This is a genomic window from Streptomyces sp. SN-593 (assembly GCF_016756395.1).
In the GTDB taxonomy this organism is placed as follows: domain Bacteria; phylum Actinomycetota; class Actinomycetes; order Streptomycetales; family Streptomycetaceae; genus Actinacidiphila; species Actinacidiphila reveromycinica.
On the sequence record NZ_AP018365.1, the window covers coordinates 2817101 to 2834213 of the forward strand.

General features: G+C 75.2%; 10 protein-coding genes. 3 read left to right on the forward strand and 7 right to left on the reverse strand.

What is annotated here, in order from left to right; genetic code table 11:
• The first annotated feature begins 18 nt into the window (after positions 1-18).
• The 3 genes from RVR_RS11580 to RVR_RS11590 all read left to right on the forward strand — a co-directional run bounded on the left by RVR_RS11580 (position 19) and on the right by RVR_RS11590 (position 7845).
• Entirely contained in the window at positions 19-3594 is a 3576-nt protein-coding gene (locus RVR_RS11580; protein WP_202233770.1) for an FtsX-like permease family protein, read from the forward strand.
• Positions 3595-3715: 121 nt separating this feature from the next.
• A complete protein-coding gene (locus tag RVR_RS11585) occupies positions 3716-6649 on the forward strand; it encodes an FtsX-like permease family protein (RefSeq protein WP_202233771.1) in 2934 nt (977 codons plus the stop codon).
• Positions 6646-7845 carry an ABC transporter ATP-binding protein gene (locus tag RVR_RS11590; protein WP_346731448.1) on the forward strand — a complete coding sequence of 400 codons (1200 nt, stop codon included), beginning with the start codon at positions 6646-6648 and terminating at the stop codon, positions 7843-7845. The genes RVR_RS11585 and RVR_RS11590 overlap by 4 nt, the downstream gene beginning before the upstream one ends.
• Positions 7846-7962: 117 nt before the next feature.
• On the opposite strand, the gene RVR_RS11595 is transcribed toward RVR_RS11590, so the two are convergent.
• The 7 genes from RVR_RS11595 to RVR_RS11625 all read right to left on the reverse strand — a co-directional run bounded on the left by RVR_RS11595 (position 7963) and on the right by RVR_RS11625 (position 16892).
• A complete protein-coding gene (locus RVR_RS11595; RefSeq protein WP_202233772.1) occupies positions 7963-8679 on the reverse strand; it encodes a DUF8185 domain-containing protein in 717 nt (238 codons plus the stop codon).
• A complete protein-coding gene (locus RVR_RS11600; protein ID WP_202233773.1) occupies positions 8676-9098 on the reverse strand; it encodes an acyl-CoA thioesterase in 423 nt (140 codons plus the stop codon). The genes RVR_RS11595 and RVR_RS11600 overlap by 4 nt, the downstream gene beginning before the upstream one ends.
• The gene (gene ettA, locus RVR_RS11605) at positions 9098-10762 is read right to left on the reverse strand and encodes an energy-dependent translational throttle protein EttA (protein WP_202233774.1); all 1665 of its coding nucleotides are present in this window, start codon (positions 10760-10762) and stop codon (positions 9098-9100) included. Before ettA ends, RVR_RS11600 begins: the two co-directional genes overlap by 1 nt.
• Before the next feature lie 220 nt (positions 10763-10982).
• Positions 10983-12416, reverse strand: coding sequence for a thioester domain-containing protein (locus RVR_RS11610; protein WP_202233775.1), 1434 nt, complete (start codon positions 12414-12416; stop codon positions 10983-10985).
• Positions 12417-12660: 244 nt separating this feature from the next.
• Entirely contained in the window at positions 12661-13095 is a 435-nt protein-coding gene (locus tag RVR_RS11615) for a single-stranded DNA-binding protein (protein WP_202233776.1), read from the reverse strand.
• Between the two features lie 126 nt (positions 13096-13221).
• Positions 13222-15246: a GTPase gene (locus RVR_RS11620; protein ID WP_202233777.1), complete on the reverse strand. Its 2025-nt coding sequence runs from the start codon at positions 15244-15246 to the stop codon at positions 13222-13224.
• A 5-nt stretch (positions 15247-15251) separates the two neighbouring features.
• On the reverse strand, positions 15252-16892 hold the full coding sequence (locus RVR_RS11625; protein ID WP_202233778.1) for a dynamin family protein: 1641 nt from the start codon (positions 16890-16892) through the stop codon (positions 15252-15254).
• Positions 16893-17113 lie beyond the last annotated feature (221 nt).

Sequence of the window (17113 nt, forward strand, 5' to 3'; positions counted from 1 at the left end):
AACCGACGGGGGGAACGTGTGACCGGATTCGTCCTGCTACGTGTCCGGGCGCATCGGCTCCTGCTCGCCGCCGCCCTCCTCACGGTGCTGCTGACCACGTGCGTGCTCGCCACGTTCACCGCCTTCACCGGGGCGATAGGCGACGCGGCCCTGCGCCGCACCCTCCAGCACCAGGCCGCCGGCCAGGCCACCGTCGAGGTGCAGAGCGACCTGAACGGCACCACCGCGGCGGCCGTCGACAAGGCCGTGCGCGGCCACCTGAGCGACGCCTTCGCCGGGCTGCCCACCAGCGTCCACGGCAGCACCCGCTCCGGCCCGTACGGCCTGCCCAGGAGCCCGCGGACCCCGGCCCCGACCTCGGACGACGAGCCCGACCTGACCCTGCTGGCCACCTTCGACCGCGCCCAGGTCCGGCTGGTGGAGGGGAGGTGGCCGGCCGCGGCCGGGCGGAGCGCCTCGCGGGTGCAGGTCGCCGTCCCGCAGGTGGCCGCGCAGGACCTCGGCGCCTCACCCGGCGACGTCCTCACCCTCGCCGACCGGCTCGGCGGCGCCCCGCTGACCATCCAGATCAGCGGCGTGTTCCAGCCACGCGACCCGGCCTCCCCGTACTGGCACCTCGACCCGCTGGGCGGGCGCGGCGCGCACACCGTCGCGTTCACCACGTACGGGCCGATGCTCGCCGACCCGGGCACCTTCGACTCCGGCCGGGTCACCGCGGCCGCGATGTCCTGGCAGGCCACCGGCGACTTCCGGCACGCCGGCGCGCGGTCCATGGACCGGCTGGAGAACGGCGTCCGGCAGACGCTCTACGCGCTCCACGACGACCAGGCCACCTCCACCACCACCGCGAGCAGCGGCCTGCCCGACCTGCTCGACGCGCTGCGCCGCAGCATGCTCGTCACCCGCTCGACGCTGCTGATCGGCGCGCTGCAACTGGTGATCCTGGCCGGCTTCGCGCTGCTGCTGGTGGCCGGGCTGCTCGCCGAGGAGCGGGCCGGGGAGACCGCGCTGCTGCGCGCCCGCGGCGGGTCGCGGGCCCGGGTCGCCCGGCTGGCCGGCGGGGAGGCGCTGCTGCTCGCGGTGCCCGCGGCCGTGGTCGCCCCGCTCCTGGCCGGGCCGGTCACGCGGGGGCTGGCCGGCACCGGCGCCATGGCCCGCACCGGCGTCAGCCTCGGCTCCGGCAGCACGGGCCCGGCCTGGCTGGTCGCGCTGGCCGCCGCGCTCGCCTGCGCCTGCGCGGTGATCGTGCCGGCGCTGCGCACCGGAGGCCCCGGCGCCGTAGGGACCGCGCGCGCCCGGCTCCGCTCGCTGCCGGGCGGAGTGCAGGCCGGCGCGGACATCGGGCTGCTGATCGTCGCGGGCATCGCCTACTGGCAGTTGGACCGGCGCGCGTCGGGCAGCGGCGCGCTGAGCACGAACGCGGGCGGCGGCCTCGGGGTGGACCCGATCCTCGTGGCGGCACCCGCGCTGTGCCTGCTGGCCGGCACGATGCTGGTGCTGCGGCTGCTGCCGCTGGTGGCGAAGCTCGGCGAACGGCGGGCAGCGCGCGGCCGCGCGCTGCCGCTGGCGCTCGCCGGCTGGCAGCTCGCGCGGCGGCCCCGGCGCGGCGCGGGAGCCGCGCTGCTGCTGGTGCTGGCGATCGCGATGGGGGTCTTTTCGATCGGGCAGAGCGCGAGCTGGGACCGCTCGCAGCGCGACCAGGCGCAGTACGCCGTCGGCGCCGACCTGCGCGTCACCGGCATGACGACCCCGCCGTTCGGGCAGCCCGGGATCTTCGCGCACCAGGCGGGCATCGCCGCCGCGGCCCCCGCCGGCAGCGCCGGCCTCCTCCTCGACCAGAACCGGACGGCGACCGTGCTGGCCATCGACTCCGCGCGGGCCGGGAAGGCGATGCGGTTCCGTTCCGACCTCACCGGGGGGCGGTCGGCGGCCGAGGTGCTGGCACCGCTGCGCGAGGGGGTCCGGGCCGGCGGCGGTTTCGCGCTGCCGGCGGACGCGCGGAAGGCGGGGTTCGAGGCTGTGCTGAGGCCGGGCGCGGGCGGGTCCGGGGAGTCAGGCGGGTCCGGCGGGTCCGGCGGGTCCGGGGAGTCGGGCGGGCCGGGCGGGCCGGGCGGATCGGGCGGATCGGGCGGATCGGGTTCAGGGGGGACCGGGGGTTCGGCCGATCCGGGCGGTGCGGCCGGCACCCCGGGCGCCGTGGACCACGTCGGCCTCGACATCGTGGACGCCGACGGCGTGCCGTACTCCGTCCCGATCGGCGACGTACCCGCCGACGGCCGGCCGCACCCGCTGGTCCTCGACATCGCCTCGCTGGCCGGCGCGGCGGACGGCGCGCCCGCCGGTCCGCTGCTGGTCACCGGCCTGAGCGTCGGCTTCGACGTCCCGGACCAGGACGGGGCCTACACGCTGGCGGTCTCGGACGCGCGGGTCACCGATGCCGCGGGCACCGTCCGCACGCTGGCGGTGCCCACCCAGCAGTGGTCGTCCGCGCCCGCCTTCGACGACCCCTCGCTCGCCCAGTTGCCGCGCACGCGCGACCCGCAGTCCGAGGTCCCGCGCGTCGGCGGGGGCGCGACGCTGGCGCTGCGCTACGACACCGGCGCCGTCCAGGTCACCAGGGGCGCCTCCGACGCGGCGCCGACCGCGACGGTGCAGGTCCGCGCGAACACCCCCGAGCCGCCCGCCGTCTCCGGTGTCGCCACCGACGCCTTCCTCGCCTCGCAGCACGCGAAGGTCGGCGGCAGCGTCACCGTCCAACTGGGCGGTGTCCAGGTGCCGGTGCGCGTCGCGGGTTCGGTCCGCGCGATCCCCGGGCTCGGCGACGGCCGGACGGCCGGCACGGGTGCGGCCGGGTCCGACGGCTCGGCCGCGGGCTCCGGGTCCGACGGCTCCGACGCGTCCGACAGTTCGTCGCCCGGGTCGGACGCGGACGGCGGGGCGGGGTCGGACGCCGACCAGGACGTCGGCGGCGTGATCGTCGACCTGCGCGCGGTCAACCAGTACCTCCGGTCCCACGACGGCCAGGCCGTGGAGCCCACCGAGTGGTGGATCGCCGCCCGCCCGGGCGCGACCGCGCGGACCGCCGCGGCGCTGCGCGCCCGTACGGACGTCGACACCGTCCTGGTCGCCGACGAGACCGCCGCCGACCTGCGGTCCGACCCGCTGGGCGCCGGCCCGCAGTCGGCGCTGCCGGCCGCGGTCGTGGCCGCGGTGGTGCTGGCCGCGCTCGGCTTCGCGGTCTCCTCGGCGGGCGCGGTGCGCGAGCGCACCGCGGAGTTCGCGGTCCTGCGGGCGCTGGGCGCGCCCCGGCGCCAGCTCGCCCGGGTGATCGCGGCCGAGCAGGGGCTGCTGGTCCTGGTGTCGCTGGTCGTCGGCGCGGCGCTCGGCGCGCTGCTGACCCGGCTCGTGACGCCGCTGATCGTGCTGACCCCGCAGGCCACCACCCCCGTACCGCCCCTGGTCGTCCGACTGCCGGCCGGCCGCCTGCTCGAACTGCTCGCGGAGGTCGTGGTGGTGCCGGTCCTGGTGGTCCTGGCGACGGCGGTACGCCGGGGCGACCCGGCGACGGCGCTGCGGCGGCAGGGGGAGGACTGAGATGGCGGCGCGGAAGCAGGACGGCGGCGGGCGGAAGCCGGAGGAGGGCGCGCGGAACCCGGCGGGCGCGGAGGCTGCGGCGGACACGGCGAGCGCGGCAGGCGCCGCGGGTTCGGCGGGTATGGCTGGTGCCCCAGGTGCCCCAGGCACGGCTGGCGCGGGCGGACCGCGGGCTGCGGCGGACCCGGCCGGCACGGCGCCCGCGCAGGCTCCGGCGGACACCGCCGCCCCCGGGGACGTGCGGCTCGCCTGGGTCCGGGTGCGGCTGCGCTCCGCCCGCGGCGCGACCCTGGCCGCCTTCGTGCTCGTGCTCGTCACCGCCTTCCTCGCGGCGGCGCTGCCGCGGGCCGTGGACCGCTACGAGGACGGGGCGCTGCGGCACGCGGTGCGGGCCGGCCAGTACCAGGACCGCGGGATCGCCCTGACCGAGAGCTACGAGGCACAGCAGGGCCTCGGCGGAACCGACCCGCTCCGGCCGGCGGGCATCGACGCCGTCCAGACCGCGGCCCGCTCGCTGCTGGCGCGCTCCGTTCCGCTCGCCCCGGGCGCCTCCGTCCAGGGGGCCCGTACCACCAAGGAGTCCGAGGTCACCGACCCCGGACTGCCGCTCACCTCCTCGCATCCGCCGACCGCCGACCTCGTCGCGCAGGCGGGCGTCGCGGCGCACGCCCGGCTGGTGTCCGGCCGGATGCCGCGCGCGCCGGGCGCCGCGCCCGGCGGATCGGCCCCGGCCGCCGTCGAGGCGGTCGTGACGGTGCGAACGGCCCAGGTGCTCCACCTCGCGGTCGGCCGTACCCTCCACCCGCGCGGGCTGAGCCCGACCCCGATGACCGTGCGCGTCACCGGCATCGTCGCCCCGCGCGACCCCGGGGCCGCGTACTGGAACGAGGACGACGACCTGCTCGGCCCGGTGGTGAACTCGCAGCCGGCCGGTATCGGCGAACAGCCCAAGACGTACTGGCACTTCACGCTGCTGACCGACCCCGGCGCCGCCCCCGCGCTGCCGCAGCTCGGCGCGGGCATCTCCCTCTACTGGTACGAACCGCTGGACGTCGGCCGGCTGACCGCGCACGGCGTCCCCGCGCTGCGCGCCACCCTGGCGTCGCTGTCCGGCGGCCCGCTGGCGGCCCGGTTGCAGGACGCGGTCGGCAGCCAGGTGGACGTGGGCGACGGCCTCGGCACCACCCTCACGAACTTCGTCCAGGAACGCGACGCCACCGACCCGCTGGTGCTGATCGCCGCGGTGGGCGTCGGCACCACCGCGCTGGCCGTACTGCTGATGGCCGGCGGCCTCGCCGCCGAGCGGCGGCGCACCGAGGTCGCCCTGCTGCGGGCCCGGGGCGGATCGCTGCGCGGAGTCGCCGGGCGGCTCGCCGCGGAGACCGCGGCGGCGGCCGTGCCCGGCGGCGCGGCCGGCACGCTGCTCGCGCTCCTGCTGCTGCCCACCGGCCGCTGGCTGCTGCCGGTGCTGCTGGCCGCACTGGCCACCGCGGTCGTGGTGCTCGCGCTGCCGCTGCGGGCCGCCTTCGCGGTGCGCAGGCCCCGCCCGGGCGGGCGGGAGGACGTGGCCACGGCCCGGCCGACGCGGCGTCGGCTCGTGGTCGAACTGACCGTCGTGGTGCTGACGGTGGGCGCGGTGGTGGCGCTGCGGCAGCGCGGCGGCGGGGGGGCCGGCGGCACCGGCGGCTCCGGGGGCGGCAGCGGTCCGGGCACCGACCCGTACCTGGCCGCCGCTCCGGTGCTGGTGGCGATCGCCGCCGCGCTGGTCCTGCTGCGCCTGTACCCGCTGCCGCTGCGCCTGCTGGCCCGCCCCGCGGCCCGGCTGCGCGGCGCGGTCGCCCCTCTCGGGCTGGCCCGCGCGGGCCGCTCCTCCGCGGGTGGCCAGTTGCCGCTGCTGGCGGTGCTGGTGGCGCTGACCGTGACGTCCTTCGGCGGCTCGGTGCTGGCCGGGATCGGGCAGGGCAGGGACCGGGCGGCCACCGCCACGGTCGGCGCCGACGCCCGGCTCGACGCGGTCACCTCCACGCTGTCGCCGCGGCTGCCCGCCGCCGTGCGGAAGGTGCCCGGGGTCGGGCTGACCACCACGGCGCGGGTGGAGCAGAACTCCGCCGACGCGACCTTCAGCGAGTCGTACGCGGTGGTGCTGGTCGACCCGTCCTCGTACGACAGGGTGACCCGCGCGGCCGGGCTGCCGTCCTTCCCGGCGGGCGCGCTGTCCGGGCACCGGGGGACGGCGGGCGACGAGGTGCTGCCCGCGGTGCTCTCGCCCGGCCTGGCCCGGCAGGTCGGCCGGGAGACGGTCTCGCTCGACACCGACCTCGGCAGCACCGGCATCCGCACCGCGGCCGTGCTGCCGACCACCCCGGCCGCGCCCGGGAGCGAGTTCGTGATCGTGTCGGCGGCCTCGGTCGCCGCGCTGGCCCCGGCCGCCGGTTCGGCCGCGGCGCAGGTGGTCCCCACGACGATGCTGGCGATGGCGGCGCCCGGCCGGCGGATCGACGCGAAGGCGCTGCGCGAGGTGGCGGCGACGGACACCTCGTCGGTGTCGGTCCTGCTGCGCAGCCAGGAACGGGCGGCACTGAAGGACAGTCCGCTCCAGCACGGCGCCCGGCGGCTGTACCTCGCGGCGGTCGCGGCGGGTGCGGGCTACAGCGCGCTGGCACTGCTGCTGTCGCTCCTCCAGGCGGCGCCGGGTCGGGCCACGCTGCTGGCGAGGCTGCGGACGATGGGCATGACGCGGGGGCAGGCACGGCGGCTGGTGCTGCTGGAGATGCTGCCGCAGGTGCTGCTGGGCGCGGTCGGCGGCGTGCTGGTGGGGCTGGCGGTGGTCCCGCTGCTCGGGCCGGGCGTGGACCTGCGGGCGCTGACGTTCGGCACGGCGCCGGGCGACTTCGCCGCGGTCGACTTCGGACTGGGACTGCGGGCGAACCCCTGGGCCCTGGCCCTGCCGTCGGCGGGGTTGCTGGTACTGGCCTGTGCGGTGCTGCTGACGCAGGCGTGGCTGTCCGGGCGGCGGCGGGAAAGCACGGAACTGAGAGCGGGGGACCGGGTATGAGCGGGGAAGCGCGGGAGCAGGGCGCGGGCACGGGCTCGGGCACGGCGGGTACGGACCCGGTCGGAGCGGGTGCGCGGGGCGCCGGCGGCGCGGGTGCGGGTGAGCCGGGTGCGGGTGCCCCCGGGCCGGGTGAGCTGGGTCCGGGTGCTCCCGGTCAGGGTGAGGCGGCCACCGACGGCCCGGGTACGGACGGTGCGGCTACTCACCGGGCGGGCGGCGCGGGCCGTGAGGGCGACGGGCGGCCCCCGGTGCGCAGCCTCGCCGACCTGGAGCAGCAGGCCACCGCCCGCCTGGGCGGTCCCGCGTACGGGCACGACGCGCTGATCAGCTGCGACCGCCTGGTGCGGATCTTCACCGCGGACGGCGTCGAGGTGCAGGCGCTCCAGGGCCTGGACCTGCTGGTCGGCAAGGGCGAGCTGATGGCCCTGGTCGGCGCGTCGGGCAGCGGCAAGTCCACGCTGCTGAACATCCTCGCCGGCCTGGACGTCCCCACCGCGGGCGCGGCCTCCGTCGACGGCTACGACCTGCTCGCCATGGACGCGGCCGCCCGGCTCAGCTACCGCAGGCACGTCGTCGGCTTCGTCTGGCAGCAGACCGCGCGCAACCTGCTGCCGTACCTGACCGCGGCCCAGAACGTGGTGCTGCCCATGCAACTGGCCGGCCGCGGCGGCCGGGGCGCCAGGCGCCGGTACTCCGCCCGCGCCGCCGAACTGCTCGACATGGTCGGTGTCGGCCACTGCCGGGACCGGCACCCCGGCCAGATGTCCGGCGGTGAGCAGCAGCGCGCCGCGATCGCGGTCGCCCTCGCCAACAGCCCCGCGGTGATCCTCGCCGACGAGCCGACCGGCGAGCTGGACTCGGCGACCGGCGAGCAGGTCTTCGCGTCCTTCCGCACCGCCAACGAGGAGTTGGGCACCACCGTGGTCGTGGTCACCCACGACCACGCGGTCGCGAACTCCGTGCGGCGCACCGTCGCCATCCGCGACGGCCGCACCGCCTCCGAGGTGGTCCGCCGCACCGAGGTCGACGAGCACGGCCAGGAGTCGGTGGTCGCCCGGGAGTACGCCACGGTCGACCGCGCCGGACGCCTCCAGCTCCCCCGCGACTACACCGACGCGCTGGACATCCGCTCCCGGGTGCTGCTGGAGCTGGAACAGGACCACATCGGGGTCTGGCCGGACCGCCCCGAGGAGTAGCCGCGCCCAGGAGCAGCCGCAGGAACGGCCGCAGGCGCAGCCGCCCGGAGGAGCGCCGGAGGAGCGGAAGAGGAGTAGCCGTGCCCCTCCCCCGGCGGACCGGCCGGCCCGTGGCGGTCAGGAGGGGGAGACCGTCAGTCCCGCCGCCCCCGACGCCCTTCGTATCGCCACCGAGCCGTAACCGGTGCGCAGCCGCAGCCACGGGCCGGCCGCGAGCACCGCGACCGCCTCGTCCGCGGCCTCGCCGGAACGCCGCGCCGGCAGGAACCCGAGCGCGTGGGCGGCGTGCACCACGCGCAGTGTCACCCCGGCTCCGCCCCCGGGCAGCGGCCGACTCCACAGCTCCTCGGCGAGGGCGTCCAGTTCGGCCCGCGAGCGCCGCTCGGGCACCAGCGCCTCCGTACGCTCCCGGAACTCCGCGACCGCCCGCGCCGCGACCTCCCGTACGACGGTCGCCCGCAGTTCCGCGACCCGCCGCCAGCCCTCGCGCGGCGGCAGCAGCCCGGCCCACGCCGGACCGGTGACGGACGGCGGCACCGTGAACCGGCCGCCCCCCACCGCTTCCCCGACCGCCTCCAGCAGTTGCCCGGCCGACACGGTGGCGTCCACCACCGCGGCTATCCCGTCGCCACCGAGCGCCAGGCTCTTGACGGCCAGCACCCCGCCGAAGGGGGGCTGCCCGAACACGCCCAGCGCCGCCTCCCCCGCCGCCGAACGCAGCCGCACCACCGCCGCCTTGTCCCACCTCACCAACCGTCCGAGGAACGCGGCGAGGTCGGCCTCCACGACCGCCGCCCCGCCCGGTCCCTCGGCGAAGCCGAGCCGCACACTCACCCGACCACGGCCCCCTCGTCCCGGTAGCGCTCCAGGAACGCCCGCTCCTCCCGGGTGATCCGCCGCGGCCGCTGCTCGGCCAGCGAGTACGGCACCACGACGGTCGCCGCCCGCGCGTACACCGCCTGCTCGTCCTTCACCTCGTACCTGACGGTCATCGACGCGGCGTTGATGCTCTCCACCCACGTCTCGATCGCCACCGGCTCGTACCGGTGCACCAGGGGCCGCAGGTAGTCGATCTCGTGCCTGGCCACCACCGACCCGCCCGAGAACGTCCCGCCGCCTTCCCTGTCCGCCAGCCGGAACATGAGGTCGATCCGCGCTTCCTCCAGGTACCGCAGGAAGAGCACGTTGTTGACGTGCCCGTACGCGTCCATGTCGCCCCAGCGCAGCGGACAGCGGAAGACGTGCCGGGCCATCAGCCGCGCGTCAGCTTCTTGTACGTGGCCCGGTGCGGGCGCGCCGCGTCCGGCCCCAGCCGCTCGACCTTGTTCTTCTCGTACGACTCGAAGTTGCCCTCGAACCAGAACCACTTCGAGTCGCCCTCGTACGCCAGGATGTGCGTCGCCACCCGGTCCAGGAACCACCGGTCGTGGGAGACGACCACGGCCGCACCGGGGAACTCCAGCAGCGCGTTCTCCAGCGACGACAGCGTCTCCACGTCGAGGTCGTTGGTCGGCTCGTCCAGGAGCAGGAGGTTGCCGCCCTGCTTGAGGGTCAGCGCGAGGTTCAGCCGGTTGCGCTCACCGCCGGAGAGCACCCCGGCCGGCTTCTGCTGGTCCGGCCCCTTGAAGCCGAACGCCGACACGTACGCCCGCGACGGCATCTCGACCTGCCCGACGTTGATGTAGTCCAGGCCGTCCGAGACGACCTCCCACAGCGTCTTCTTGGGGTCGATGTTGGAGCGGCCCTGGTCCACGTACGAGATCTTCACGGTCTCGCCGACCTTGATGGTGCCGGTGTCCGCCTGCTCCAGGCCCTGCAGCATCTTGAACAGCGTGGTCTTGCCCGCGCCGTTCGGCCCGATGACACCGACGATGCCGTTGCGCGGCAGGGTGAACGACAGGTCGTCGATCAGCACCTTCTCGCCGAACGCCTTGTGCAGGTGGTCCACCTCGACCACGACCGACCCGAGCCGCGGACCCGGCGGGATCTGGATCTCCTCGAAGTCCAGCTTCCGCATCTTGTCGGCCTCGGCGGCCATCTCCTCGTACCTGGCCAGTCGGGCCTTCGACTTGGCCTGCCGCCCCTTGGCGTTGGAGCGGACCCACTCCAACTCCTCCTTCAGGCGCTTCTGCCGCTTGGCGTCCTTCTGCCCCTCGACCTTCAGCCGGGACGCCTTGTTCTCCAGGTACGTCGAGTAGTTGCCCTCGTACGGCAGCGCCCGGCCGCGGTCCAGCTCCAGGATCCACTGCGCGACGTTGTCCAGGAAGTACCGGTCGTGGGTCACGGCCACCACGGTGCCGGGGTACTTCGCCAGGTGCTGCTCCAGCCACTGCACCGACTCCGCGTCGAGGTGGTTGGTCGGCTCGTCCAGCAGCAGCAGGTCGGGCGCCTCCAGCAGCAGCTTGCACAGCGCCACCCGGCGCTTCTCGCCACCGGACAGGTTCGTCACCGGCCAGTCCCCGGGGGGGCAGCCGAGCGCGTCCATCGCCTGCTCGAGCTGCGCGTCCAGGTCCCACGCGTTGGAGTGGTCGAGCTGCTCCTGCAGCTTGCCCATCTCGTCCAGCAGCGCGTCGGAGTAGTCCGTCGCCATCTGCTCGGCGATCTCGTTGAACCGGTCGAGCTGCGCCTTCGTCTCCGCGACGCCGTCCTGCACGTTCTCCAGGACCGTCTTCGACTCGTCCAGCGGCGGCTCCTGCAACAGCATGCCCACGCTGTAGCCGGGCGACAGGAACGCGTCCCCGTTCGACGGCTGCTCCAGCCCCGCCATGATCTTCAGCACGGTGGACTTACCGGCACCGTTCGGGCCGACCACACCGATCTTCGCGCCCGGCAGGAAGCTCAGCGTCACATCATCGAGGATGACCTTGTCGCCGTGCGCCTTGCGCGTCTTGCGCATCGTGTAGATGTACTCAGCCAAGAGAAACCGTCCGGCATTCGAGAAGGGCCAATGTGCGGCTCCGCCGCGTGAGGGCAGATACGCCCCATCTTGCCAGCCGTCCGCCCCGGGGAGCGAACGGGTAGGTCAGCCCCTCCGCCCCGGGGGTCCCTCGGGCCCCGGAGGGCCGGAGGGACCCGGGCGCGTTCCTCTGCCGGGCGGTCCCGGTCGGGCGGGCGGACCCGCCCGACCGGTCACCGGCTTACGCGGCGGAGTTCTTCCGGGTGTTGCGGCGGAAGAAGAAGACCGCTCCGCCACCGACCACCACGAGGGCGACCGCTATGCCCGCGATCAGCGGGGTGGAGCTGCTGCTGCCGGTCTCGGCGAGGTTGCCGGTGCTCGACGACGCCGGGCTGGGCTGGTTGGTGGCCGGGATGGTCGGCGGCGCGGTGGCCGCCTTGCAGTCCAGCACGCCCTTGAACGTCTTCACCGACTTGTCCGGCAGCGTGATGTCGATCTTGTAGCCCTGGTCCTCGGCGACGGGGACCGTGATCGTCTGCGACGCGCCGGGGGCGATGGTGTAGGTCTTCCCCTCCAGCGTGAAGGTGAAGGCCTCGTCGCCCTTGTTGGTGGCGCTGACGTCCACGCCGGACTTGGAGCAGTTCACCTGCGCGGACAGCGCCGGTATCGGGCCCTGGTCCGCCCACGTGGCCGTCGCGGTGGCCGTGATCTCGCTCTGGCTGGTACCGGCCAGGATCATGGTCTGGCTCGGGCCGCCGGTCTTGGAGTTGGTGCCCGCGAAGGCGCGCCCGACCGGCACGCTCGTCGTCGCCGACACCGTCACCGAGGTGCTGCCCTCCTTCGTGCCCGCGGGCACGTCGAAGTACAGCTGGCTGCCGTCGGACACCGTCGTGACCGGGTTGCCGTCCGCGTCGACCAGCTTCACGCCGGAGGGCGCGTCCGCGGCCAGCACCGCCTGGGCGCCGGTGGCGCTGGTGTGCGCGGTCACCGGGCCGATCTTGCCGCCGGACTTGCCGGACACCGACGGCGGAGTGAGCTCCAGCGACGGCGACGGCTCGGCGACGGCCTGCGCGGACTGGTCGAGGTAGTCCGCCAGCTTCTCCGCCGCCGGGTCGTCCGCGGCCGCCTTCGGGTCGTCGGACAGCCGCCAGATCGCGACCTGGGTGCCGGCCGCGGCCGTCTCCTTGGTCAGCGGACCCGACCCCGCCGTGTTCGCCAGCGCGCCGAGGTCGCTGACCGTCGGGAAGGAGTGCTGGAGTATCCAGGTGATCTTCCCGGCCACGTCCTTGTCCCGGCCCGCCTGGGTCAGGGACGTCGCGCTCCAGGGGACCTCGTTGTAGACGGCGTTGCCGCTGGTGTCGGCGCCGTTGTAGAGGTCGATGCAGTAGGTGTAGACGCTGGTGCCGTCGCTGAGGTCCAGCTTGAACAGCCCGGCCAGCTCCGCGGCGGACTTGCCGCTCTTGTCGGTCACGGTCGCGCTGCCGTACATCCCCGGCACGAGCTCGCCGAGCTTGCCGGTCGCGCCGCCGGACGTGGTGGTCGCGGTGCCGTCGCCCGAGCTGCCGCTGTCGGCGCCGGCCGTGGTCGCCCCCGCGAAGGCGCCTGCCGCGAGCAGGCCGGCCGTGATGCCGGCCGCCGCGAGGCGGGCAGCGCCTCGTCTGTAGGTGTTGAACATGACTTTTCCCCTCCGGGCGAGGCACCTGGTCGTGATGAAGGGGTTGACCCCGCCTTGCCGAGCCCCCGTGCATACGAACGCCGAAATCCTAGGAAGCACGCATGCCATGACCACAGCCGAAAGCGGCCTGAGCGCCATTCGAATCTGAATCGTTACGCACCCGCGGGCGTGTCTCCGTCATTGTCGATAAATCCTCGACGCAATTCACGCCAGAAATACCTGCGGGTATTCGCCTTCCGACGGCTCACGGCACGGCGGCCGTCAACTCCGGTGCCGGCGGCCGGACTTCCGCCCGGGCAGCGCCGGCGGCGCCACCACCCCCGCCCGAACGGCTGAACCGGGCCACACCACGGGCCAGATCATGCCCGATCGCCACCGCCTCCAACTCCGCGGCGAGATAGCGCCGGCCGTCCTTCTCGTCCTGCCTGATCCGCAACCTGCCCTGCACCACCAGCGGTTCACCGAGACAGACGGACTCCTTCACATTGCTCCCGAGGTTCCGCCACGCGCGCACGGTGTAGAAGCTCGTCGCGCCGTCGGTCCACGCGCCGCGCTCGGCGTCCCAGCGACGCGTGGTCGTCGCCAGCCGAAACCGGGTCACGACCAGACCGGTGGCCGTCACCTGGCTCTCCGGCTCCGTGGCGACATTTCCCACAACGGTCACCAAGGTCTCGTTCATCGCGCATTCCTTTCGATCCGCCGCGCTCCCGTGCGGAACGCGGTGAGACCATCTTGCGCGAAATCGGACGGCCCGGGAAAAAATATCCGGAAACTGTGGATAGCTCGCTGGATGTGGATAACTTCGTCACTCGGGCGAGTGATACGAACGGTCCGCCCCGCTTCGGGCCGGCGCCGGCACCGCGCTCCGGCGCGTATCCGACGAGCCGCCCGCCGGCAGGAACCGGGCGGGCCCAGGCGCCGAGCCGGCCACGACCGCGTACTGCTCGCGGACCTCGCGGTAGCGCATCAGCTCGGCCGCGACCGGTTCGAGGACCCGCGCGCGGCCGCAGTCGGCCGCCGCGTCCCGCAGCCGGCGCTCAGCGGCCTGTCCGTATCTCCTGGCCGGCCCCCGCGCGGCGATCCGGCAGGTTCCCGAGACCAGCGGGCCGCCGAACCCGCCGACCGCGACCGTGACGAGCGGCGGCCACCACGGCAGGTCCAACGAGCCGGAGCCGACCGCGGTCAGGCAGACCACCCCGGCCAGCGCGAGCACCATCAGCAACCACTGCACGACCGCGGCGGCCGACCACCAGCCCGGGCGCTCCGGCGCGCGCGGCCGGGCCCGGACCGCAGCCGCGTCGAGCGCCGCCGGCAGCCCTTCCCCTCCACGCCGGGCCGCGTCCCGCACGGCCCTCGCCCACGGCTCCGGCAGCCCGCGGGCCGCATCGGCGGAAAGTCCGCGCACCGCCTCGTCGATCACCGGCCGCGAGGCCGTCCGCCGCGGCGGTCCGGCCTGCACCGTTCCGCCGCGCGCGAGAGGCCGCACCTCGGTCCGCCGCGGGCTGTCTGTCCTCCGACCGGGTGAACCCGTCATTTTCCGGGCGAAACGGGAACAGCCCGCGACGCCGACCCGTTCCCCCATCAGTCGACTCCACGGAGTGCCGCAGGCGTCCCACGCGGCACTCGACCACTCCTTCTCCGCCGACAGACCGGCACCGGCCGCTCCCACCGCGTCCGCGAGCCGGTCGACGAACTCCTCGCGCGCCGGATCGGTGAGCCCGGCGCCGCCCTCGCCGACGTAGAGCGGCTGGATCCCGCTCGCCATGCGGTCCATGTCCGCCGCCAACCGCCGTCCCGCAGCGGCGCGTTCGGAGACGATCTGGGCCAGCACGGCGCGCAGGTCCGGCACGCCCTGCCCGGTGAGCGCGGAGGCGGCGAGCACCACGGCGCCCGCCTCGCCGTGCTCGCCGACCGCCAGCCCGTCCTCGTCGAGCAGCCGCCGCAGGTCGTCGAGGACGAGATCGGCCGCGTCCCCCGGGAGACGGTCGACCTGGTTCAGCACCAGCACGGTGACATCGGCGTGCCCCGCCAGGGGCCGCAGGTAGCGCTCGTGCAGTGCCGCGTCGGCGTACTTCTCCGGGTCCAGCACCCAGACGACGACGTCCACCAACCGCAGCAGGCGGTCCACCTGCTCGCGGTGCCCGGCGGCGGCGGAGTCGTGGTCCGGGAGGTCGATCAGCACCAGCCCGTCGAGGCTCTGCTCCTCGGCGTCGCCGAGGTCGTCCCCGATCTCGGCGACGCCGCCAACTGAACAGTGGGAAGCACCCTCGGAAGACCCGCCTCGGCCCGGCGGGCACGGCACCCGCTCCGGCCGCCGCCCCTGCCGGTGCGGCGGCTCCTCGGCGGGGCCACCGGCCGGTACCTCCATGCCCGCACCGGCCTCTGCCACTGCCGCTGCCTCCGCGGGCCCGGGGGCGGACATGTCCCGCAGCCCGTAGCGGGCGTAGCGGTCCTGCGGGGCCACGCCCAGCCGGTCGAGCAGCCCCGCGGCCCGCTCCGGTTGCCATGCGCAGGACACCGGTCGTGAGGTGGTGGGGCGGCGCACTCCCGTGGCGGACAGTTCCAGTCCGGTCAGCGCGTTGAAGAGGGTGGACTTGCCGCTGCCGGTCGCCCCGGCCACGGCGACCACGGTGTGGTCGAGGGACAGCCGGCGCCGCTCGCCGACCCGCGCGAGCAGTTCGCTGCCGTCGGCCAGTTCGTCCGGGCCGATCCGGGTCCTGGACAGGCCGAGCAGCTCGCCGAGGGCTTCGATCCGGACGGTCAGGGGGTCGGCCACCGCGGGCTCGGCGGAGGCGTTCGGGTCGTCCAGGGCCGAGGGGCTGGTGGCCACCGGGGTCACCTCTCCTTCTGCAGTACGGACAGGGCGGCGATCAGGGCGGACTGCTGTCCCGGGGGGACGTCGTAGCCGTCGACGGGGGCGAGCCGGGCGTCGCGTTCGCGGGACAGCAGCCCGGCGACGGCGTCGTCGAGCAGGGCGCGCGCGGCATCGCACAGCCGGACGGCGGCCTGGGCGCCGAGTGTTTCGGCAAGGCGTTCGCCGGCGGGCCGGCCCTGTCTGCCTCCGAGCAGCACCGCGGTCAGCAGGGCGGCGACGTCCTCCGGATCACAGGCCGGTCGGTCGGCGGAGCGGGCCGCGCGGGCCTCGGTGTGGGCGAGCTCCCTCAGACCGCGCCGCCAGCGCCGTACACCCTTGTCGATGCGGGTGGCGACGGCCACCCGGTCGCGGTCGGGTCGGGAGGCGGGCTCGTGGAGCAGGGCGGCGCCGGCCGGCTCCTGCCGCCACGCCTCGGCCACGCGGTCGTCGGCGGCGTCGGTCTCGGTGCGCAGCAGGGCTGCCAGTTCCTCGGCCAGGGCGCGCTGGAGGGCGGCCGGGCCGCACGCCGGGTAGCCGCGCCAGTACACCAGCGCCTCCCCGGCGAGGAGGCTGCCCGCGCCGACTGCCGCGGCGGTGCGGACGGCCGCCCGGTCGTAGGCATCCTCGGCGGCGCGGGTCAGCCGCTGGGCGGCGGCGTGCTGGGCGGCCGAGGCGGCGGCCAGTGCGGGCAGCCGGTCGCGGAGCGAGTCGAGGGTGCCGACGGCGGTCCGGCGGGCGGCGTGCTGCCGCGCGGCGGGGTCCTCGGCGCAGTGCGCCAGCCAGGCGCGCAGCGCGGCGACGGTGGTCTGGGGCAGCAGCCCGGCTCCGGCGGCGGACTCGGGCAGTTCGGGCACGGTGAAGCGGGGCACGTCGCCGAGGCCGGACTTGGTCAGGAGCGCCGCGTAGTGGCGGCTGACGTCCTCGGCCACCTGGTGCGGCACCCGGTCCAGGACGGTGGCGAGCGTGACGTCGTACTCCTTGGCGGCGCGCAGCAGGTTCCAGGGCAGGGCGTCGGCGTAGCGGGAGGCGGTGGTGACCAGGATCCAGATGTCGGCGGCGCAGATGAGTTCCGCGGCGAGCTCGCGGTTGCGGCCGACCAGCGAGTCGATGTCGGGGGCGTCGAGGAGGGCGAGGCCGCGGGGCAGGGAGTCGTCGGCCTCCAGGCGGAGTTCCGCCCGCTCGGGCCCCTGGCGTTCCGTCTCGGCCCGGTCCGTCCCGTCCTCGTCCGCCCGGGAGCGCTGGCGCACCGACCAGACGCGGGTCAGGCCCGGCAGCACCCGCGGGTCCGCGAACCAGGCGCGGTCTTCGGGGTGGCAGACCAGCACCGGGGTACGGGTGGTGGGCCTCAGCACCCCGGACGCGCTGATCCGGCGCCCGACCAGCGAGTTGACCAGGGTGGACTTGCCCGCCCCGGTGGAGCCGCCGACGACGGCCAGGAGCGGCGCCTCCGGAGCCTTGAGCCGGGGAACGAGGTAGTCGTCGAGCTGGCTCAGCAGCTCCTGGCGGGTACGGCGGGCCCGGTCGGCCCCCGGCAGCGGGAAGGGGAAGCGCGCCGCATCGACGCCGTCACGCAGCGCCGACAGCGCGTCGAGCAGCTCGGGCCGTACGTCCAAGATCACCACAATGGCACAATGCCCCATATTGGCGTGATTTTGAAGCGTATTCGGTACGGTTTGCCCTATTCGCGCAGCGCGGCACCCCGATGGGACGCATGTGGACCAGGGGACGGAATGAGCCACCGGCATAACGAGTGCACAACAGCAGCATTTCGACCCGTCAAAAGCGATGCGGCTTCAGTGGCCACCTGGGATTATCGGACCGCTTCACCGAACCTCCACAACGT